The organism is Ruegeria sp. BI7 (assembly GCF_056537925.1).
The window spans coordinates 953,843-974,111 of the sequence record NZ_JBQFSK010000001.1; the positions used below are offsets into that span (position 1 = coordinate 953,843).

21 protein-coding genes are annotated in these 20,269 nt (G+C 56.3%); 15 read left to right on the forward strand and 6 right to left on the reverse strand.

What is annotated here, in order from left to right:
* The first annotated feature begins 2 nt into the window (after window positions 1-2).
* The 9 genes from rseP to ACR0JB_RS04785 all read left to right on the forward strand — a co-directional run bounded on the left by rseP (window position 3) and on the right by ACR0JB_RS04785 (window position 8,518).
* Window positions 3-1,355 (forward strand): RIP metalloprotease RseP, encoded by a 1,353-nt coding sequence (rseP, locus tag ACR0JB_RS04745; RefSeq protein WP_170577553.1) that lies wholly within the window; start codon window positions 3-5, stop codon window positions 1,353-1,355.
* 90 nt (window positions 1,356-1,445) lie between these two features.
* Window positions 1,446-1,574 carry a hypothetical protein gene (locus ACR0JB_RS04750; protein WP_264187062.1) on the forward strand — a complete coding sequence of 43 codons (129 nt, stop codon included), beginning with the start codon at window positions 1,446-1,448 and terminating at the stop codon, window positions 1,572-1,574.
* 127 nt (window positions 1,575-1,701) lie between these two features.
* Window positions 1,702-4,062 (forward strand): outer membrane protein assembly factor BamA, encoded by a 2,361-nt coding sequence (gene bamA, locus ACR0JB_RS04755; RefSeq protein ID WP_170393979.1) that lies wholly within the window; start codon window positions 1,702-1,704, stop codon window positions 4,060-4,062.
* 126 nt (window positions 4,063-4,188) lie between these two features.
* Window positions 4,189-4,653, forward strand: a complete 465-nt coding sequence (locus tag ACR0JB_RS04760) for an OmpH/Skp family outer membrane protein (RefSeq protein WP_480789717.1) — start codon at window positions 4,189-4,191, stop codon at window positions 4,651-4,653.
* 72 nt (window positions 4,654-4,725) lie between these two features.
* Window positions 4,726-5,199, forward strand: a complete 474-nt coding sequence (gene fabZ / locus ACR0JB_RS04765) for a 3-hydroxyacyl-ACP dehydratase FabZ (RefSeq protein WP_170393982.1) — start codon at window positions 4,726-4,728, stop codon at window positions 5,197-5,199.
* Window positions 5,196-5,981, forward strand: a complete 786-nt coding sequence (lpxA, locus tag ACR0JB_RS04770) for an acyl-ACP--UDP-N-acetylglucosamine O-acyltransferase (RefSeq protein WP_170375239.1) — start codon at window positions 5,196-5,198, stop codon at window positions 5,979-5,981. Before fabZ ends, lpxA begins: the two co-directional genes overlap by 4 nt.
* 4 nt (window positions 5,982-5,985) lie before the next feature.
* Window positions 5,986-6,780 carry an LpxI family protein gene (locus ACR0JB_RS04775; protein ID WP_170348646.1) on the forward strand — a complete coding sequence of 265 codons (795 nt, stop codon included), beginning with the start codon at window positions 5,986-5,988 and terminating at the stop codon, window positions 6,778-6,780.
* On the forward strand, window positions 6,780-7,937 hold the full coding sequence (gene lpxB, locus ACR0JB_RS04780; RefSeq protein ID WP_480789718.1) for a lipid-A-disaccharide synthase: 1,158 nt from the start codon (window positions 6,780-6,782) through the stop codon (window positions 7,935-7,937). Before ACR0JB_RS04775 ends, lpxB begins: the two co-directional genes overlap by 1 nt.
* Complete coding sequence (locus ACR0JB_RS04785) at window positions 7,937-8,518, forward strand: cadmium resistance transporter (RefSeq protein ID WP_480789719.1); 582 nt, start codon at window positions 7,937-7,939, stop codon at window positions 8,516-8,518. The genes lpxB and ACR0JB_RS04785 overlap by 1 nt, the downstream gene beginning before the upstream one ends.
* Here ACR0JB_RS04785 and mnmA read toward each other — a convergent pair.
* A complete protein-coding gene (gene mnmA / locus ACR0JB_RS04790) occupies window positions 8,515-9,660 on the reverse strand; it encodes a tRNA 2-thiouridine(34) synthase MnmA (RefSeq protein ID WP_170348649.1) in 1,146 nt (381 codons plus the stop codon). The two genes, ACR0JB_RS04785 and mnmA, sit on opposite strands and share 4 nt — an antisense overlap.
* A 129-nt stretch (window positions 9,661-9,789) precedes the next feature.
* Here mnmA and sciP point away from each other — a divergent pair, with 129 nt between their 5' ends.
* The 5 genes from sciP to ACR0JB_RS04815 all read left to right on the forward strand — a co-directional run bounded on the left by sciP (window position 9,790) and on the right by ACR0JB_RS04815 (window position 15,449).
* A complete protein-coding gene (sciP, locus tag ACR0JB_RS04795; protein WP_170393992.1) occupies window positions 9,790-10,083 on the forward strand; it encodes a CtrA inhibitor SciP in 294 nt (97 codons plus the stop codon).
* Window positions 10,084-10,165: 82 nt separating this feature from the next.
* Window positions 10,166-10,882, forward strand: coding sequence for a response regulator transcription factor CtrA (gene ctrA / locus ACR0JB_RS04800; RefSeq protein ID WP_170348651.1), 717 nt, complete (start codon window positions 10,166-10,168; stop codon window positions 10,880-10,882).
* A 119-nt stretch (window positions 10,883-11,001) separates the two neighbouring features.
* On the forward strand, window positions 11,002-13,128 hold the full coding sequence (ligA, locus tag ACR0JB_RS04805; protein ID WP_480789720.1) for an NAD-dependent DNA ligase LigA: 2,127 nt from the start codon (window positions 11,002-11,004) through the stop codon (window positions 13,126-13,128).
* Window positions 13,125-15,215 (forward strand): ATP-dependent DNA helicase RecG, encoded by a 2,091-nt coding sequence (recG, locus tag ACR0JB_RS04810; protein ID WP_480789721.1) that lies wholly within the window; start codon window positions 13,125-13,127, stop codon window positions 15,213-15,215. Before ligA ends, recG begins: the two co-directional genes overlap by 4 nt.
* A gap of 111 nt (window positions 15,216-15,326) precedes the next feature.
* A complete protein-coding gene (locus tag ACR0JB_RS04815; protein WP_264187059.1) occupies window positions 15,327-15,449 on the forward strand; it encodes a hypothetical protein in 123 nt (40 codons plus the stop codon).
* A 185-nt stretch (window positions 15,450-15,634) separates the two neighbouring features.
* Here ACR0JB_RS04815 and ACR0JB_RS04820 read toward each other — a convergent pair whose 3' ends face one another.
* Both ACR0JB_RS04820 and ACR0JB_RS04825 read right to left on the reverse strand, forming a co-directional pair.
* Window positions 15,635-16,273, reverse strand: coding sequence for a MarC family protein (locus ACR0JB_RS04820; RefSeq protein ID WP_170348654.1), 639 nt, complete (start codon window positions 16,271-16,273; stop codon window positions 15,635-15,637).
* Between the two features lie 59 nt (window positions 16,274-16,332).
* On the reverse strand, window positions 16,333-16,785 hold the full coding sequence (locus tag ACR0JB_RS04825) for an iron-sulfur cluster assembly scaffold protein (RefSeq protein ID WP_170393997.1): 453 nt from the start codon (window positions 16,783-16,785) through the stop codon (window positions 16,333-16,335).
* A gap of 48 nt (window positions 16,786-16,833) precedes the next feature.
* On the opposite strand from ACR0JB_RS04825, the gene hisI reads away from it, so the two are divergent.
* Window positions 16,834-17,223: a phosphoribosyl-AMP cyclohydrolase gene (gene hisI, locus ACR0JB_RS04830; protein ID WP_170358401.1), complete on the forward strand. Its 390-nt coding sequence runs from the start codon at window positions 16,834-16,836 to the stop codon at window positions 17,221-17,223.
* Window positions 17,224-17,228: 5 nt separating this feature from the next.
* Here the strand turns inward: hisI and gluQRS are convergent, their stop codons facing one another.
* From gluQRS to trmFO, 3 genes are read right to left on the reverse strand one after another with little or no spacing between them, the layout of a single operon-like run.
* Window positions 17,229-18,110, reverse strand: a complete 882-nt coding sequence (gene gluQRS / locus ACR0JB_RS04835) for a tRNA glutamyl-Q(34) synthetase GluQRS (RefSeq protein WP_170505233.1) — start codon at window positions 18,108-18,110, stop codon at window positions 17,229-17,231.
* A complete protein-coding gene (locus ACR0JB_RS04840; protein ID WP_170348658.1) occupies window positions 18,107-18,721 on the reverse strand; it encodes a class I SAM-dependent DNA methyltransferase in 615 nt (204 codons plus the stop codon). Before ACR0JB_RS04840 ends, gluQRS begins: the two co-directional genes overlap by 4 nt.
* Before the next feature lie 37 nt (window positions 18,722-18,758).
* Entirely contained in the window at window positions 18,759-20,099 is a 1,341-nt protein-coding gene (gene trmFO / locus ACR0JB_RS04845; protein WP_170348659.1) for a methylenetetrahydrofolate--tRNA-(uracil(54)-C(5))-methyltransferase (FADH(2)-oxidizing) TrmFO, read from the reverse strand.
* Between the last annotated feature and the right edge of the window lie 170 nt (window positions 20,100-20,269).

Here is a 20,269-nt window from a genome sequence, read left to right on the forward strand (position 1 = left end):
ACTTGGACGTACTCTCTCTGATCCCTCAATTCGGCAACTTGCTTTATACCATCGTTGCCTTTGTGATCGCCTTGTCCGTCATCGTCGCGGTACATGAATACGGCCATTATATCGTCGGGCGTTGGTCCGGCATCCATGCCGAGGTGTTCTCGGTCGGGTTTGGCCCGGTATTGTGGAGCCGTATCGACAAACGCGGAACACGTTGGCAGATCGCAGCCTTGCCTTTCGGCGGGTATGTCAAATTCCTTGGGGATGCCAACGCCGCATCCGGCAAGGACGAAGGCGCGATGCAGGAAATCACCGAGCAAACCCCCGAAGAGCTGCGCCGCACCATGCACGGCGCGCCCTTGTGGGCGCGGGCAGCCACTGTTGCCGCAGGGCCGGTGTTCAACTTTGCTATGTCCATTGTGGTGTTTGGCCTGATTTTTATGTCTCAGGGCGTTACGCGCGACCCTTTTACAGTCGGCGAATTGCGCTCGTTGCCTGGTTCGGTGCAGGAATTGCAGGACGGGGATGAAATCGTCGCAATTGCGGGTCTTCCCGTTCCTGATTTTGATCAGCAGGGGGCCTGGTCTGATTTTACGGATGCACTGCCTGTTGAACCGGAGTTGGATTACACGGTGATCCGCGATGGGCAGACACTGGATGTATCTGGCCCCTGGTTGTTCCCGGCGCTGATCCAACAGGTCGTTCCACGCAGTGCAGCCATGGATATCGATCTGAAGTCGGGCGACGTTATCACGGCCGTCAACGGCGATCCTATCTTTGCCTTTGAGCAGCTCAAAGAACATGTAGAGGGATCGGACGGCAAGGTTCTGTTGCTGAACGTTTGGCGCGACGGGGCCGAGCTTGAATTTGCCCTGGCCCCGCGTCGCACGGATGAGCCGCAGCCGGAAGGTGGCTTTGTGACCCATTGGCGCATCGGGATTGTGGGTGGAATGGCTTTGGAACCAGCGACGGAACCCGCGGGCCTTCTGGCATCTCTTTCCGGCGGTGTGCAGCAGACCATTCGCATTGTTGACGGCTCTTTGTCGGGCGTCTGGCATATGGTGACGGGGGCAATCAGCACCTGCAACATTTCCGGTCCCATCGGCATTGCGGAAACTTCGGGCGCTATGGCCAGTCAGGGTGCTCAGAATTTCATTTTCTTTATTGCCGTTCTGTCGACCGCAGTAGGCTTGCTGAACCTTTTTCCCATTCCGGCATTGGATGGGGGCCATCTGGTATTCTATGCGTATGAGGCTATTGCAGGCAAACCACCCAGCGACGGTGTACTGCGCGTGCTTATGGGGGTTGGCGTATCGTTGATCCTTGGACTTATGGTCTTTTCGGTTACGAACGATCTGTTCTGCTGATTGTGGCATCGATCACAAGAAAATGCCCCAATTCCGCCTCAATTCCAGCTTAGGTTAATAGCCGGTAATTAAACCGTGTCAGAGGTAGTTATGACAAAGGCCCTGCGTAAATCCGCCAAAAGCTTTGGGTGCTTGTTCGTGTTGAACTGGGATACATTGCTGTTCTTCGGTGTGACTGCCGTGGCAATGGGCGGTTGGGCCTATTTGATCACTATGTGATTCTTAAGACCTGTTATTGAAACTACACAAGGCGGCCCACGGGCCGCTTTCTGTTTTGGTCTTTTGACAAGGCTAAATATTCTCGCTAATCAGCTTTAAAGTCCAAAAATATTGGGTAGTGAAAAATATGACTGATAGGCGAGGCGCGGGCACATCCTGCGGTGGGCAGAAGCCGAAAAACAAGATTTTGTGGCGGTCACTAACGTTATTATTCCTTCTTACATTGGTAGGTTTTGTACCGTTTCCACAGGCCGCGTGGGCGCAAAATTTCGTCTTTAATTCGTTTGATGTCGAAGGCAACCGACGTATCGAAACCTCCACCATTATTGAACGTACAGGAATCGAGCCGGGCCAGTCGGTCACAGCGGGCGAATTGAACGATGCCTATCAGCGTTTGCTTGACAGTGGTGTTTTTGAGACAGTCGAATTGACGCCGCGTGGCAGCACGCTGGTGATCGAAGTTGAAGAATATCCGACAATCAATCAGATCAGCGTTGAAGGTAACAGCCGCGTAAAAGATGACGTGCTGCTTGAAGCAATCTCATCAGAGCCACGCCGCGTCTTTACACCGCAAGTCGCGGAGGCTGACGCCGACCTGATCGCCGAGATCTACTCGTCTCAGGGACGGGTGTCTGCAACGGTCATTCCCCGCATCATTCGCCGCAGTGACAACCGTGTCGATCTGGTATTCGAGGTCGCAGAAGGGACCACGATCGAAGTCGAGCGTGTGAGTTTTGTCGGCAACCGAGCTTATTCTGACCGGCGCCTGCGCAGGGTTCTGGAATCGAAACAGGCGAATATCCTACGGACGTTTGTCAGCAGCGATACTTTCATTGCTGACCGGATCGAATTCGACAAACAGGTCATTCGGGATTTCTATTTGTCGCGTGGTTATGTCGATTTCCGCGTGAACAGCGCAAATGTGGAATTCACTCGCGAGCGCGACGCTTTCTTCTTGGTGATGAACATCACCGAAGGTCAAAAATTCTCATTTGGGCAGATCAGCACTGTCAGCGAAATTCCGGGTGTGGATCCTGCTCCGTATCAGGATGCACTGAAAATTCGACCGGGAGTGACTTACACTCCGATGCTGATTGAAAACTCGATTGCGCGGATGGAACGTCTCGGCATCAAGCAGGGCGTCGATTTCCTGCGTGTGGAGCCGCGCGTGACGCGCAACGCACGTGACCTGACGCTGGATGTACAGTTTGTTCTGACCAAAGGCCCAAGGATTTTTGTAGAGCGGATCGATATTGAAGGCAACACAACCACGCTTGACCGTGTGATCCGCCGTCAATTCGATACGGTGGAAGGCGACCCCTTTAACCCGCGTGAGATCCGTCAGGCCGCCGAACGTATCCGGGCCTTGGGTTTCTTTGCTGCGGCCGATGTCGAACCGCGCGAAGGGTCTTCGCCCAGCCAAGTGATTGTGGATGTTGATGTCGAGGAACAACCGACAGGCTCGCTGAGCTTGGGTGGTAGCTACTCGGTGTCTGATGGTTTCGGGGTAGCGATTGGGCTTCAGGAATCTAACTTCCTGGGACGCGGGCAAACGGTTGGCCTTACTTTGTCAACCGCACAGGACTCTGAGCAGTACATATTGAACTTCACGGAACCTTACCTGTTAGGGCGTAAACTGCGGTTCGACTTGGGTTTGGGTCTTTCTACGACCAACTCAAGCTTTGCCAGCTACGACACTGAAACTTTGTTTTTCCGACCTCAGTTGAGCTACGCGATCGGCGAACTGTCGGCTTTGCGCCTGCGCTATACTTGGGAAAACAGCGAAATGACCCAGCAGGACGATGAGATCAACGGTGCGGTCATTGCTTCGGAAATTGCTCAGGGTGAGCGTACGACCAGCTCACTGGGTCTTTCCTATGTCTACGACAGCCGAGTTGGAGGATTGAATCCGAATGCTGGCGTCCTGTTTGAGGCCGGTATCGATGCCGCGGGTCTGGGCGGTGACAACGAGTTCTTCAAGACCACGGCTCGCGGTATTGCACAAACTCGCGTTTGGAACGAAGAAGTTGTTTTGCGGGCCACGATGGAAGTCGGTGCGTTGCACTGGCGTGGTGATGATTTCAGCCGCACGCTCGACCGCTTTTTGTTGGGGCCCAGTGTCTTTCGCGGGTTCGAGCCCGCGGGTCTTGGTCCACGCGACTTGTCCAATGGTCAGGATGATGCAATCGGGGGCAATTACTATTGGGTTGCGCGTCTGGAATCGGACTTTCCACTGGGTCTGCCTGAAGAATTCGGCCTGCGTGGTGGCGTGTTCTATGACTTTGGTAACCTGTACAACCTTAACGACGTCAACACGGCCGGAGCCGATATCGTAGGTGAAGACGGTTCTATCCGCCACGTACTTGGTGTGTCGGTTCTGTGGGAAACTCCGTTTGGTCCGCTGCGCTTCAACTTCTCGAAAGCGTTGAAAAAGGAAGACTTTGACAAAGAGCAGAATTTCGACCTGACGGTTCAGGCTCGGTTCTGATCCTGAATGTTGAAAACTGTGTTCATGAATCTGCAGGGCCCTTTATGGGCCCTGTGTGTATTTCTGACCCTTGTCTTTTCGGAGTCAGTAGCGGCCCAACAATTGGGGGTTCCGCAAAGCAGTGTGGTGACGTTGTCCAGCGAGCGTTTGTTTGCTGAATCTGCCTTTGGTCAACGTGTCCTGCGAGAGATCGAGGCCGAAGGCGTTCTTTTAGGGGAAGAAAACGAACGGATCGTGGCCGAGCTGAGCCGCGAGGAAAAGGTTCTGACGGAACAGCGTGCGACCATGACGGCCGAAGAATTTCGCCCCCTGGCTGATGCCTTTGACGAAAAGGTTCAGTCGCATCGGGAGGGGCAGCGCGCAAAACTGGACGTGTTGGCACGACGCAGTGAAGAGGCTCGGCAGATGTTTCTGGAACTTGCACGGCCGGTTTTGATTGACCTGCTACGCGAATCCGGCGCTTCGATCATTATTGAACGATCCAGCGTTTTCCTCAGTTCGGATCGAACCGATATCACCGATGCCGCCATTGCGCGGATCAATGCGGAGATCGGCGACGGCAGCGCCGCTGAAAATGGGGCCGGTGAATAGGTTTGCTTGCCCTTAGGGCGCGGTATTGCTAACCACGCCGCAAACAGAAATCCAGAATGGGACTACAACACCATGAGCACGGAAACCAAAAGCGCCGACATCCAGTTGATCCAACGGATTTTGCCGCACCGCTATCCGTTTCTGCTGGTCGACAAGGTGGTTGATATCTCGGGTTATCAATCGGCCGTTGGCATCAAAAATGTCACAATGAACGAACCACATTTTCAGGGCCATTTTCCCGGAACGCCGATCATGCCCGGCGTGACCATTGTTGAAGCGATGGCGCAAACTGCAGGTGTGATGCTGGGCGTCGGTATGGACGTGATCGACAGTGAATTGCTGATCTATTTCATGAACATCGACAAGTGCAAATTCCGCCGCAAAGTGATCCCTGGCGATGTGCTTGAAATGCACGTGGATACCGTGCGCGGTAAGAAGGGTGGCAAGATCTTCAAGTTCAGCGGCCAGGCGACGGTTGATGGCGAAGTCGCAGCCGAAGCCGAATTTTCGGCCTATGTCGACTGGGACATGGAAAAGACAACATGAGCGGCATCCACCCAAGCGCAATCATCGAAGACGGTGCGCAGATCGGTGAAGGCTGCTCCATCGGACCATTCTGCTTTGTCGGCAGTCAGGTTAAGCTGGGCGACCGGGTCGAATTGAAGTCCCATGTCGTCGTGACCGGCGAAACCCAGATCGGTGATGAGACCGTGATCTTCAATTTCTCGGTGATCGGAGAAATTCCGCAGGACCTGAAATTCGGGGGTGAGGATACACGGCTTGAGATCGGCAAGCGTAACCGCATTCGTGAACATGTGACGGTGAATACCGGAACCGAGGGCGGCGGCGGTGTGACCCGGATCGGCGACGATTGTCTTTTGATGGCAGGTGTGCACGTGGCGCATGACGTTCAGATCGGAGATCGTGTGATCATGGTGAACCATTCCGGCGCGGCAGGTCATTGTGTCATCGAGGATGATGTGATCGTGGGCGGAATTTCCGGCCTGCATCAATGGGTGCGCGTGGGCCGTGGCGCGATCATCGGCGCACTGACTATGGTGCCCAATGACGTGATCCCATATGGCCTGGTTCAGGCGCCTCGGGGTGAGTTAGACGGACTGAACCTGGTTGGCTTGAAACGGCGCGGTGTCTCGCGCGAGGATATCTCGGCCCTGCGTGCTGCGTTCCGCGAATTGTCGACCGGCGATGGAACGTTCATGGAACGCGCGCACCGGGTAGGTGTGGACAACGAAAGCGAATATGTGCAGCGGATCGTGGATTTCGTGACCGGGCAATCGGATCGCTCGTTCCTGACACCGAGGAAATAAACTAATGCTGGCATTGATTGCTGGAACAGGCGCATTGCCGGGCGAAGTGGTTGCCCGTCTTTCCGACCGTCCGCTGATCTGCGCGATGGAAGGTTTTACGCCTGACGCTCTGATCGCGGATATCGTCTTTCCATTGGAACAGCTGGGAAGCTTCCTTGCAGATTTGAAAGCGCGCGGCGTGACCCAGATCTGCATGGCTGGCGCGGTGCGCCGTCCCGCTATCGATCCATCGCGGATTGATGCGGCCACGATGCCTCTGGTTCCAGTACTGCAACAGGCGATGATGTCCGGGGATGACGGGGCATTGCGCGCCGTGATCGGCATATTCGAAAACTCTGGACTGACCGTTCGTGCCGCTCACGAAATTGCCCCGGCGTTACTGCCGGAACTAGGTTGCCTTACCGAAACGCAGCCATCCGAGGCTGAACTGTCCGATGCAGACAGGGCAGCGGGTATTCTGCGGGCCATGGGAGCTGCGGATATCGGTCAGGCTTGTGCGGTGTCCAAAGGGCAGGCGCTTGCGGTCGAAAGCATCTACGGCACAGATTGGATGCTGCAATCCTTGACCCAAAGACCGGATGCGGGGGGTGGCGTTTTGTTCAAAGCGCCGAAACCCGATCAGGACCGACGTGCTGACTTGCCGACCATTGGCCCTGGGACCGTTTCTGGTGCGGTGGCAGCTGGGCTGGCGGGTATTGTCATCGAAAAAGGTGGCGTGATCGTGTTGCAACAGGATCGTGTGATCGACGAATGCAACCGTCTGGGCCTGTTTCTGTATGTGCGTGAGCGGGCGATCTGATGCGCGTCTTCCTGGTCGCCGGTGAACCTTCGGGCGACCGTTTGGGCGGCGCCTTGATGGAAGGATTGCGCAGTCTCGTACCCGATATCCAGTTCGATGGCGTTGGCGGACCGCTGATGCAGGCACAGGGTTTGGACAGCCGCTTTCCAATGGCTGAACTGTCGGTGATGGGGCTGGTTGAGGTTTTGCCCAAGTTCTTCCACCTGAAACGCCGGATTTCTGAGACCGCTCAGGCCGTTCTGGATACGCAGCCCGATGTATTGATTACCATCGACAGCCCGGATTTTTCACTGCGCGTCGCCAAGCAGGTAAAAGCGCAGAGTGATATCAGAACGGTGCATTACGTCGCCCCCAGTGTCTGGGCATGGCGCCCCGGGCGCGCGGACAAGATGGCCAAGGTGATCGACCATGTTCTGGCGTTGTTACCATTTGAACCGCCCTATATGGAACGTGCGGGGATGGAGTGTGATTTCGTTGGTCATCCGGTGGCCAGCGAACCGATAGCTTCGGATCAGGATATCCAGGATTTTCGCGCGACCTACGATCTGGGCGACGCACCGATCATACTGGCGCTTCCTGGTTCGCGTGGAGGCGAGATTGAGCGTCTGGCTCCGATCTTTGGTGAGGCGCTGCGCCTTTATCTGAATGAACGGCCGTGCGCACGTATTGTGGTGCCCGCGGTTGCGCATATGGTGGATACCGTCACCGAGCATATGCAAAGCTGGCCCGGAAACCCTGTTGTCGTCGATCCGCGCGAGATGCCTTCGGATCAGGCACAAGCACAAAAGCGGGTCGCGTTTGCGGCGGCAGAGTTGTCACTCGCCGCTTCGGGGACGGTTTCGTTGGAACTGGCCGCGCAATCGACGCCTATGGTGATAGCGTATAATCTGAACTGGCTGACCACTCTGATTGCCAAGCGGATGGTCAAGCTGGATACTGTAACGCTAGTCAATCTGGTGTCCGAGACCCGAACAGTCCCCGAGTGTTTGCTGGATGATTGCCAGCCTGAACAGATAGCGGAGGCGTTGAAACGGGTCGCGTCTGCCCCCGATGCGCAGCGCGATGCCATGACCCTCACGATGGAACGTCTGGGGCGCGGAGGTGAGGCCCCCGGTTTGAGGGCCGCCCAAGCCGTTCTTGATCGGATGACTCCGTAATGCTGGATTTCGTGCTGTTCGGACTTTCCGCCTTTATGGCTCAGATTCTGACCAATCTGGACAATCTGGCGGCGCTGCTGGCGCTATCGCTGGTGTCGGGGGCCAAACGCGCGGTCTTTGGCTTTCTGCTTGCGCAGGGGGTCGTGATCAGCGCAGCGCTCTTGCTGGCGTTGGGGGTTGAGGATGTCGTGCCGCACTGGTCCGGGTATCTGGGTCTGATACCTCTGAGTTTGGGCATCTTAGCCTTGATCCGGCAAAGGCGGGGAACCGAGACTGAAACGCACGCAAATCTGGATGCCGGGGCGTCGGTGATCATGGTCACGCTGCTGTTCATCAGCCTGTCGATGGATACGTTTGCCGTCCTTGCGCCTCTGCTGGCCGACTCGGCCCCCACGTTCAGAACGGCTGGTGTTATCGGGGCCGTGTTGGCGGCACTTGGTCTGGCAACCGTTGCGCTGTTAGGGGCCAAAGCGCCGTTCATGAGCGGCACGCTGGCCCGGCGGTTGGAACGACTGGTTCCCTATGTGATGATTTGCGCCGGGCTCTATATCCTTAGCAACTCGTGGACGGACGCGATTTAGTACCCGCGCCAGATCCAGCCGCCGCCAAAGATACGGCTGCCTTCCGACGCGTAAAACACACAGGCCTGACCGGGTGAGACACCTTCTTCGGGCGTCAACAGCTCGACCTCGGCCGTGGTATTGGACAAAGGTCTTACGATCGCCTCGCGCGGGGGGCGGGTCGAGCGGACCTTGACCAGAACATGCCATTCATCTCGTGAAGTGAAGGGTTCATCCCCAAGCCAGTTGATTTCACGCACAGGAATGGTTCGGGTGGCCAGCATCTCTTTGGGGCCAACAACGACTTGTTTCGCATCCACGTCCAGTTTTACGACATATAATGGCTCGCTAAGGCCACCGATGCCCAGACCGCGGCGTTGTCCGATGGTATAGTGGATCACGCCGTTATGTTGCGCCAGAACGCGACCGTCCGCATGCACGATCTCACCGGGTTCTGCCGCACCGGGGCGCAGTTTTTCGATGACGCTGGCATAATTGCCGTTGGGCACGAAGCAGATGTCCTGACTGTCCGGCTTGTCTGCCACGGCCAGCCCGTATTGCGCGGCCATCTCGCGGGTGGCGTCCTTCGAGGGCAGGTGACCCAGAGGGAAGCGCAGGAAATCCAACTGCTCTGGCGTGGTCGAAAACAGGAAATAGGATTGGTCCCGGTTCGCGTCCTCGGCGCTATGCAACTCTGGCCCATTGGGACCCATTTTGCGTTGGATATAGTGACCGGTGGCCATGCAGTCGGCCTCAAGATCCTTGGCGGTCTCCAGCAAATCCTTGAATTTGACCCTTTCGTTGCAGCGGATGCAGGGCACCGGAGTAGCACCTGCCAGATAGCTGTCAGCAAACTCGTCGATCACCGCGTCTTTGAAGATGTTCTCGTAATCCAGAACATAGTGGGGAAAGCCGCGTTCCTCGGCCACACGGCGTGCGTCATGGATATCGATCCCGGCACAGCAGGCACCTTTTTTGGCCAGCGCCGCCCCATGATCGTAAAGCTGAAGCGTTACGCCAACCACGTCATAGCCCTGGTCGGCCAGATGGGCCGCCACGACAGAGCTGTCTACGCCACCGGACATGGCAACAACCACCCGCGTTTCCGAGGGCGGTTTGGCAAAGCCAAGCGAATTGAGTTGGGTCTCGGCAGCGAGGGCCATGGTGATTCCAGTGCGGGTTAAGAAAGACCGGCAGAATATAGGAAAATTCTACACACTCTCAAGGGGCGGTTTCACTCAGCATTAAGTAGGGTGGTGTCAGCTTTGTCGCAGCACGAAGAGGGTCATAAAATGTTTTTGCACAAAGTTGAGGGTCCAAGATCCATAACCCTACCGGATGGAACGGTTTTATCGCGCACCGATCTGCCGCCAAAGGATACGACACGCTGGGTCGCATCGCGCAAGGCAATCGTCGTGCGGGGGGTGGTTTATGGGCTGATCACACTGTCAGACGCCAAGAAGCGATACGGCCTCAGTGATGAGGAATTTAACGCATGGGTTACGGCCGTCGCAGAACACGGCACAGACGCTTTAAAGGTGACCGCGTTAAAAAAATATCGACAACCTAAGGATGAAAGGAAATAAACAATTCAACGGTAACGTCAGATTAACCATTTTTGAGCAGGCTCAGTTTGAATTGGTAAATTGACCCGAATTGGAGCAGTAAATGCGTATACTTCTTGTCGAGGATGATCCGACTACGTCCAAAAGCATTGAATTGATGCTGACACACGCAAACCTCAACGTCTATGCAACGGATTTGGGTGAGGAAGGTATCGATCTTGCAAAGCTTTATGACTACGATCTGATCCTGCTGGACTTGAATTTGCCGGACATGAATGGGCATGAAGTCCTGCGTCAATTGCGCATCGCTCGGGTGGAAACACCGATCCTGATCCTGTCAGGCGCAGACGACACGGAAAGCAAAATCAAAGGTTTTGGCTTCGGTGCCGACGATTATATGACCAAGCCCTTCCATCGAGAGGAGTTGGTGGCCCGAATCCATGCCATCATCCGCCGCTCAAAAGGGCATTCGCAATCCATCATCCAGACCGGGCGTGTGGCTGTGAACCTTGATGCCAAAACGGTCGAAGTGGAAGGCAAGGCAGTTCATCTGACCGGTAAGGAATATCAGATGCTTGAGCTGCTGAGCCTACGTAAGGGCACCACGCTGACCAAAGAGATGTTCCTGAACCATCTTTATGGCGGCATGGACGAGCCCGAGCTGAAAATCATCGACGTTTTCATCTGCAAGCTGCGTAAGAAACTCAGCAACGCCACCAGTGGTGAAAATTACATCGAGACAGTTTGGGGCAGGGGCTATGTCCTGCGTGATCCGCAAAGCAACAGTGTTGACGAAACGCGGATGGCGGTTGGGGCCTGATTTGAGCATGGTCGCCCGTGGTCCGGGGCGACCGCTTTCACTCACTGAACAGCACGTCTGGACCTGACCATGACCTCGCCCTATCACTGAAGTTCAAGACTAAGTGACAGGGCGAGGCCATGAGCAAATTGATTCCGGTATCTGACCTGACTGAACAGGCCGCGCGCGCTGAGTTGGCGCAATTGGCCGAACAGTTGGCGCGGGCAAACACGCTGTATTACGGCGAAGACGCCCCCGAGATTTCGGACGCCGAATATGATGCGCTCAAGCGTCGAAATGCTGAAATCGAAACGCGGTTTCCGCAACTAAAGCGCGCCGACAGCCCCTCGGATCAAGTCGGCGCTCGCCCGTCTGACGGTTTTTCGAAAGTCACCCATGCTGTTCGCATGATGTCGCTGGGCAATGCGTTTGACGACGAAGACGTTCAGGATTTTGACCGCTCAATCCGAAAGTACCTCGGGTTGGAAGCATCTAAACCTTTGTCTTACACGGCTGAACCTAAAATTGACGGTCTGTCGCTTTCCTTGCGGTATGAGAAGGGCAAATTGGTTCAGGCGGCCACCCGCGGAGACGGCGAAGTTGGTGAAAATGTCACACCAAATGCCCGGACGATTTCAGATATTCCCCAAACCTTGGAAAATGCGCCCGACATTTTGGAAGTTCGGGGCGAGGTCTACATGTCGCATGAAGACTTCGAAAAGCTGAACGCGCGGCAGGAAGAGGCAGGAGAAAAGCCTTTCGCCAATCCACGAAACGCAGCAGCGGGCTCCTTGCGGCAATTGGATTCGTCCGTCACGCGGGCCCGTCCGTTGCGGTTCTTTGCCTATGCCTGGGGTGAGCTGTCCGAACCGTTGGCAGAAACCCAAATGAAGGCGATCGACCGGTTGCGCGGTCTTGGTTTCGCCACCAATTCCCTGACCCAGCTGTGTGAAACGACAGATCAGATGCTGGCGCATTACCGCGAAATCGAGGCCCAACGATCCACCTTGGGTTATGATATCGACGGCGTCGTCTACAAAGTGAACGATCTGTCCTTGCAGGGGCGTCTGGGGTTTCGCTCCACAACCCCCCGCTGGGCGATTGCGCACAAGTTTCCAGCAGAACTGGCTTGGACCCGACTTGAAGCGATCGACATTCAGGTTGGCCGCACTGGGGCGCTCAGCCCGGTTGCCCGGTTGCACCCGGTCACGGTGGGTGGTGTGGTCGTGTCGAATGCCACTTTGCACAACGAAGATTACATTGCGGGTCGTGACGCCAAAGGTGGTACTATCCGCGACGGCAAGGATATTCGGGTCGGTGATTGGGTGCAGGTATACCGCGCCGGTGATGTGATCCCGAAACTGGCCGATGTCGATATCTCGAAACGACCCGAAGGGGCAGAGCCGTTTCAGTTCCCCAAGACCTGCCCCCAATGCAACAGCGACGCGGTCCGCGAAGAGGGGGACGCAGTGCGCCGCTGTACCGGGGGTGTAATTTGTCCGGCACAGGCGGTTGAAAAGCTGAAGCACTTCGTTTCTCGCAAGGCCTTCGACATCGAAGGTTTGGGCGCCAAGCAGATCGAGATGTTTTACGATGACCCGGATCTGCCAGTCAGAACGCCGGTCGATATTTTCACCCTGCAGACACGCGACGCGGCAAACCTGAACAAACTGGCCAATCGCAAAGGCTGGGGGGCGCAAAGTGCAGGTAACTTGTGGGAGGCCATCGACGAGAAACGCAAAATTCCCTTTGGTCGGCTACTGTTTGCACTGGGCATCCGCCATTTGGGTGAGGCCGCGTCGAACCTGATCGCGACACATTATGGAAACTGGGGTGACTTTGAACGCGCCATTATCTCTGCGGCGGGGTTCGAAGGCCCCGAATGGGACGACTTGTTGGGCGTGGATGGCGTCGGCGAGGTTATGGCCCGCGCCCTCATATCAGCCTTCGCGCAAAAGGCCGAGCGCGCCAGCATTGATGCGCTGGTCGCCCAGCTGGACATACAAGAGGCGAAACGCCCCGACACAGCCGGCAGTCCGGTCGCAGGCAAAACGGTCGTCTTCACGGGCACGCTGGAAAAGATGACTCGCGCTGAGGCCAAGGCCCGCGCCGAGGCATTAGGGGCTAAAGTCTCGGGTTCGGTCAGCAAGAAAACCGACATTCTGGTTGCAGGCCCCGGTGCTGGCTCCAAAGCAAAAAAAGCCGCCGAACTGGGTATTGAAACATTGGATGAGGATGGCTGGTTGCAGCTGATCGGAACCGCATGAGCGGGCGCCCGGAAAGCCTGTTTCCGCTGTTCGCGGGGTTGGAAACATTGGATGGGGTTGGGCCGAAGACAGCTCAGGTCTTGACCCAAGCGGGGACGGAGTCGCCGCGCGATGTGCTGTTCAGCCTGCCATATGCCGTCATTGACCGCCGTCGCCGCGATACGATTCAGGGTGTTGACCTGCCGACCACACTGACAGTTGAAGTGACTGTTGGTACGCACCGGCCCGCCCGCAATAAGGGCGGCGCTTACCGGGTGCATGTCGAGGATAGCCAGGCAGATTTCCAGTTGGTGTTCTTTCACGCGCGCGGTGACTACCTGAAGCGTATTTTGCCGGAAGGTTCACGGCGGGTGATTTCGGGCAAGCTCGAACTGTTCGATGGCATGGCGCAGATGGTCCACCCGGATCATATGGTGCCTGTGGAAGAGGCGCAGGAAATTCCGGATTTTGAACCGGTGTATCATCTGACACAGGGGATCACACAGAAAACGGCCTATAAAGCTGCCCGCAGCGCGTTGGCGCGGGCCCCGGAATTGGCTGAATGGATCGATCCCACCCTGGTGGCTAAGCAAGGGTGGTCAGCCTGGGCCACTGCAATTGCAGCTGCGCATAACCCGCAGGGGGCAGATGATGTGGCGCCTCATGCTCCGGCACGGGAACGTCTGGCCTATGATGAGTTGTTTGCGCATCAATTGACGTTGGCCTTGGCCCGTCAGCGAGAGCGGAAAGCCCGGGGTCTGGTCAGTGTCGGAACGGGGACTTTGCAGGCCAAGGTTTTTGCCAGCCTGCCATATCAACCTACCAAAGCGCAGTTGCGGGCCATTGACGACATCGCTGGCGATATGGCTTCGGACGCGCGTATGAACCGGTTATTGCAGGGCGACGTGGGTGCGGGCAAGACGCTGGTGGCCTTTATGGCCTTGCTCATCGCGGTCGAGGCCAAAGGCCAGGGCGTCATGATGGCGCCTACCGAAATTCTGGCCCGGCAACATCTGGAGGGATTGCGCCCGTTGGCCGAAGAGGCTGGGGTCTTGCTGGAAATCCTCACTGGCCGGGACAAGGGCGCGGAACGACGTGCAAAGCTGGCGGCGCTGAAGAATGGCGAAATTCAAATCCTGGTCGGAACTCACGCGGTTTTTCAAAGCGATGTTGAATTCAGATCGCTCCGGCTGGCGATTGTCGATGAACAGCACCGGTTCGGTGTTCGGCAACGAATGGAGTTGTCGGAAAAAGGGCAGGGCGCGGATGTGCTGGTGATGACTGCCACGCCGATCCCACGCAGCCTGGCCTTGGCGCAATATGGTGATATGGATGTTTCGGTGCTGGACGAAAAACCGCCAGGACGAAAACCTATCAAAACGGCCATCATCAGCACAGATCGTATGGACGATGTCGTTTCGCACCTACGTCGCGCGATTGATGAAGGGCGCCAGTGTTACTGGGTGTGCCCGTTGGTCGACGAATCCGAAGTTTCAGACCTGACGGCGGCCGAAGAGCGTTTCAAACGCTTGCGCGCCATTCTGGGCGAAGGAGTGGTCGGGTTGGTGCATGGCCAGATGCCATCGGTCGATAAAGATGCTGCCATGAAGGCATTTCAGGATGGGCAAACCAAGATACTTGTCGCCACAACCGTGATCGAGGTTGGGGTAAATGTCCCAAACGCCTCGATCATGGTCATAGAGCGCGCTGAGATTTTTGGGCTTGCGCAACTGCACCAGTTGCGCGGACGCGTTGGGCGTGGTGAGGCGGATTCAACCTGCCTGCTGATGTATCAGCCTCCGCTCAGTGAAAGCGGGCGGAAACGATTAGAAGTGCTACGCGAAACCGAAGACGGGTTTCGTATTTCAGAAACTGATCTGCAAATGCGTGGCGCGGGTGATTTGATCGGGACAGCGCAATCCGGGTTGCCGAAATTTCGGATCGCAGACCTGGAACGTCAGGCAGGGTTGATGGCAACGGCGCAGACTGATGCCCGTGCGTTTCTGTCTGCTGATCCCCGTTTGAAATCGGACCGGGGGCAGGCGGCACGTGTTCTGCTGTGGCTTATGAAACAGGATCAGGCAATCCGTTTGATTTCAGTAGGTTAGAAATTTTGTTCCACTACGTTCACAAATGTTCTCAAAAAGTTCTTTACCGACTCATCAAAATATGAGAACAAAAGGTCAACAAAGGATTAAATCTCGACCGGAGGTGAGACCATGCTGACCCAGATCAAGACCGCCCTGAGCCGCTCGCAATCGACGATTTTGCAAGATGCTGTGGGGGCCGTGTCTTTGGTGGTCATGTTGATGGTTGCCCTGCACCTGCCCGGAGCATTCTAAGCCTTTCTGCCTGCGATCTCGTGCCGATCATACCGCGCTGTCATCCCCATTTCAGTCAAGGGTGACCTGCCTGTCCCAATTCCCTTGAGGGGCCTGCCTCGGCCCCGTGCGGCTATCCGGACCCCACGCGAGACACGCACAACCTGCCGCCGCCCTTTCCGCCCGGAAGGTGCGGCGGTTTTTTCTTATAACTGCCCGGTTTTCATGATCTCAAGAAGCGCGGACAGAACGGAATTCACTGCGACCGAAGCCAAGATCATTCCCATGACCCGGCTGATAATCGCAGCACCCGAAGAACGGATGACACGGATTATCGGGTCCGCCAGCAGCATAAGAACAAACGAAATCAGAATAACGGACAGCATGACCAGCGCCGTAATACCCTGATCCGCGGCGCTGTAACGGTTATTGTCGGTGAGAATGACAATCGCCAGCATTGCACCGGGTGACGCCAAGGACGGTACTGCCAACGGGAAAATCGCCGGATTGGGTTTGTTGGCGGAAATCTCCATTTCCTCTTCAGCTTCATGCTGTTCGACGACTTGTTTGCTTTCGCCAAAGATCATTGTCAGCGCAAAAAGGAACAGGATGATACCACCAGCGACCTGAAACGAATTCAGTCCGATATCCAGCGCCTCGATCAGCAATTGGCCGAAAATCAGAAAGAACAGAAGGACACCAGCACTGACCAGCGCGGCGAGCAGGGCAGTTTTGCGACGGGCCGCTGCAGTCAGGCCCGCTGTGACGGCTATGAAAACAGGGATTGTGCCAATCGGGTCAATTACGACCCAGAGTGTAACAAAGTGTTCAAGCAATTTTTCCATCCAATCCCCCCAACATCATGCGGGGTGATTAAACCGGATTGCCCGCAAAAATTCCAATGTTATGCGCAATTTGCCTGTTCAGCTTGCCGCATCGCTTCGGCGGTGGCCTCAAGGGCCAGCAGTATCGATGCGTGGCGGTTCTTATAGTCCCGCGCAGGGATCAGAACTTCGAGCCCATCAAAAGGTGCATCAGGTACGGGCCCGTCTTTCTTCAACATGGCGGCCAATTGATCGCGTGCAGTTTCCACCTGCGCCCGAGTCGCCCCGATGATGGCACTGCCCACGACTGAGGCCGAAGCCTGGCCCAAGGCACAGGCTTTGACGTCCTGCCCGAACTCCGAGATCTTGCCGTCCTGTATTTTCACATCCACGGTCACCGTCGACCCGCACAGGGGTGAGCGTTTTTTCACCGTAGCATCAGGATTCTCAAGCCTGTCCAGATGCGGAATATCCGCAGCCAGCGCCAGAATGCGGCCGGAATAGAGCTTTATCAGGTCATTCTCGCCGGACATGACTTTCCCTCGTTGTCTGTTCCCCATACATAGTGAGCATCTACCGGGATGCAAAAGGTTTTTCTCATGTCTGCCACCGTCGCGTTTGATCCGTCCTCGCTGAAGTTTAATGAGGCCGGGCTGATCCCTGCCATCGCTCAGGATGCAAGCTCGGGTGAGGTGTTGATGATGGCTTGGATGAATATTCAAGCCATTGAGAAGACGTTGGAAACCGGGCGCGTCACATATTGGTCGCGGTCGCGTCAGTCGTTTTGGATCAAGGGCGAAACGTCGGGCCATGTGCAGGAATTGGTGGATTTCCGCTTTGATTGCGACCGCGATTGTTTGCTGGTTCTAGTGCGTCAAACCGGTGCTGCGTGCCATACAAATCGCCGGACCTGTTTCTATACCGCGGTACGAGACGGCGACGAGGTCGAGCTGATGTCACCCATGGAGTAACCGGTTCACAGTCCAACCATCGCCCGGATATCTGCTGGCGACGCCCCCTCGGCCCGGTATTTCGAGATCGCCCGCGCGTCGTCACGCTTGGCCAAACGTTTTCCAACATCGTCGCGGATCAACCGGTGATGAAAGTACTGTGGTGTCGGTAGACCCAGCAACGCTTGCAGCACAACATGAATACGGGTCGCTTCGAACAAGTCCTGGCCGCGTACAACATGGGTAATACCCTGTGCGGCGTCGTCCAAGACCACTGACAAGTGATAAGACGTTCCCATATCGCGTCGCGACAGGACAACGTCGCCGATTGTGTCTGTCAGCTCGCCTAAAGAAAACGGGATGGTGCCCGTCTCTCCATTTGGTCCCGCGCCGGATTCGTGAAATGCGCCGACTTTTGCACCGGGTTGGGCCGAACCCGTAAGCACGCGGCCTGCAGCGGCCATATCCAATCTCAAAGGAATGTCCGTGGGACGTTGTGTGTCTCGACGTTTGCCACGGCACGTCCCAGGGTAGATGATCCCATCAGGCCCGTGCAACGGTGCACCTTCTTGTGGGGCACTGGCCGCAGCGGCGATATCTTTGCGGTTGCAGGTGCAGGGATAAAGCAGGCCCCGCGACCACAAGTCATCCAATGCTCTGTCATATACTGCCAACCGGTCGGACTGACGCATTATGGGTTCAGGCCACCACAGCTCAAGCCACCGCAGGTCATCATAAATTTGTTCTTCCCAGTGGGCGCGCGATCGAGATTGGTCGATATCCTCGATCCGCAGCAGGAATTGACCGTCTTCAGACCCGGCCAGATCATGGGCGAGCATCGCTGAATACGCATGTCCCAGATGCAACGGACCTGTGGGAGATGGCGCAAATCGGGTTTTAAATATCACGCTTTTTCAACGATATATACGTCTGACTTAAGGTCCATTCCTGGTAGGTGAGGACCGTATTCCCGAAACAGCAAACGAGCTGCCCCCATATCAAGCCAATCATTCAAGCGTGAAGTGTAAGAGACGTCCTCAAGCGCATGATCATTAAAGGAAAAGCCAAGCAGGCCACCTTCGGGAAGCGCGCGCATCAGCATATCGAAAACCTCGGGCGGTGCTGCGCCAACCCCAATGACACCGATTGCGGTGATCGCCTTGTAGGCTCCTTGATCCAACGGATCGGGATTGGTGATCTCAAAGGTTGAAAGACTTCTATAGACCCCCTTGGCCAGAGCGCCTTCTAGCATCTTCGGAGTTGGATCAACGCCGTCAATCACTTCGAAACCCGCCGCACGCAAGGCTACACCGGACAATCCGGTGCCACAGCCATAATCCAGGATCGGTGTTTGCGGCTCGGGCAGTCTTGACCATAACGCCTCGGCCACCCGCCCGGGGGTCGCATAGCCATGCGCGCCAACCTCGGCATCATAGGAGGACGCCCATTTTTGATAGTGCGCATGCGTCTCTTGCGGGGTGTCCAGATTATAGACGTCTTTGAGGTACTTATCGCTCATACACGGATACTACGCTGCATGAGCCAACAGCGTCCAGTCAACACTGCTCCAGCCAGTTAGTCCACTCGGCCTTGGCGCGATCGGTATAAGCTTTGTAGCGGTCCTTGCGACCGCGCCGACCGCCTTTTAGCCCGTCGACTGGTCGGAATAAGCCGAAATTGACGTTCATGGGCTGAAAAGTCTTGGCCTCGGCCCCGCCGGTGATGTGGTGGATCAGGGCGCCCATGGCGCTGTCCTGCGGAACCTCGGGCAGGGTCCGGCCCAGAATCTCGGCCGCGGCCAGACGACCGGCCAACAGGCCCATCGCCGCGCTTTCGACATAACCCTCGACCCCGGTGATCTGCCCCGCAAAACGGATATTTGGTTTCGATTTCAACCGCATCTGCGCATCCAAAAGCGTCGGAGAGTTGATAAACGTATTGCGGTGAATACCGCCCAACCGCGCAAAGCTGGCGTTTTCCAGACCGGGGATCATACGGAACACTTCGGTCTGCGCGCCATATTTCATCTTGGTTTGAAAGCCGACGATATTGAACAGCGTGCCAAGGGCATTGTCGCGGCGCAGTTGCACCACCGCATGCGGTTTGACGTCAGGCTGATGAGGATTAGTAAGGCCGACCGGCTTCATCGGGCCGTGGCGCAGCGTTTCGCGACCACGCTCTGACATCACCTCGATCGGAAGGCAGCCGTCGAAATACCCCGCCGTTTCGCCTTCGTGAAACTCAGTTTTGTCAGCGGCCAGCAGAGCGTCGATAAATGCCTCATACTGATCGCGGTCCATTGGGCAGTTCAGATAGGCGGTGCGTTCTTCCTCGGTCTCGCCTTTGTCATAGCGCGATTGCATCCAGGCTTTGCTCATATCGATGCTGTCGGCATAGACAATCGGGGCAATGGCGTCGAAAAATGCCAGGGACTCTGCACCCGTTTCGGTTCGGATGGAGTCACCCAATGTTGCCGAAGTCAAAGGACCAGTGGCAAAGATCCAGTGGCCGTCATCGGGCAGGGCGGTGACTTCTTCCCCTGTAACCTCGATACGCGGATGGGCCTGCAGTTTGGCGGTAACCGCCTCTGCAAAAGGATCGCGGTCTACAGCAAGCGCACCACCCGCGGGCAGCCGGTGCGCGTCCGCCGTTGTCATGATCAGGCCGTTCGCGGCGCGCATTTCCCAATGCAGCAAGCCAACGGCGTTCTGTTCATCATCGTCTGAGCGGAAAGAGTTCGAACACACCATCTCGGCCAGATTGCCTGTTTGGTGCGCAAAGGTGCCAACCTTGGGTCGCATTTCGTGGATCACCACATCTACGCCCATTTCCGCCGCCTGCCAGGCGGCCTCGGACCCGGCCATGCCGCCGCCCACGATATGCAGTTTTTGTGTCATGCGCTGCCACATAGGACAGTGAACCGTGCAACGCAACACAGGCCGCTTAGTTTAAGAATTTAAGGGAATTTTGGGGTCGCCGCTGCGGGAATGTCGACGCCGGTGAGAGAAACCAGCTTGGAGGGACCTTCCGCCCACGGCGACCCAAAAAGTGTATCTAGAGCCATAGC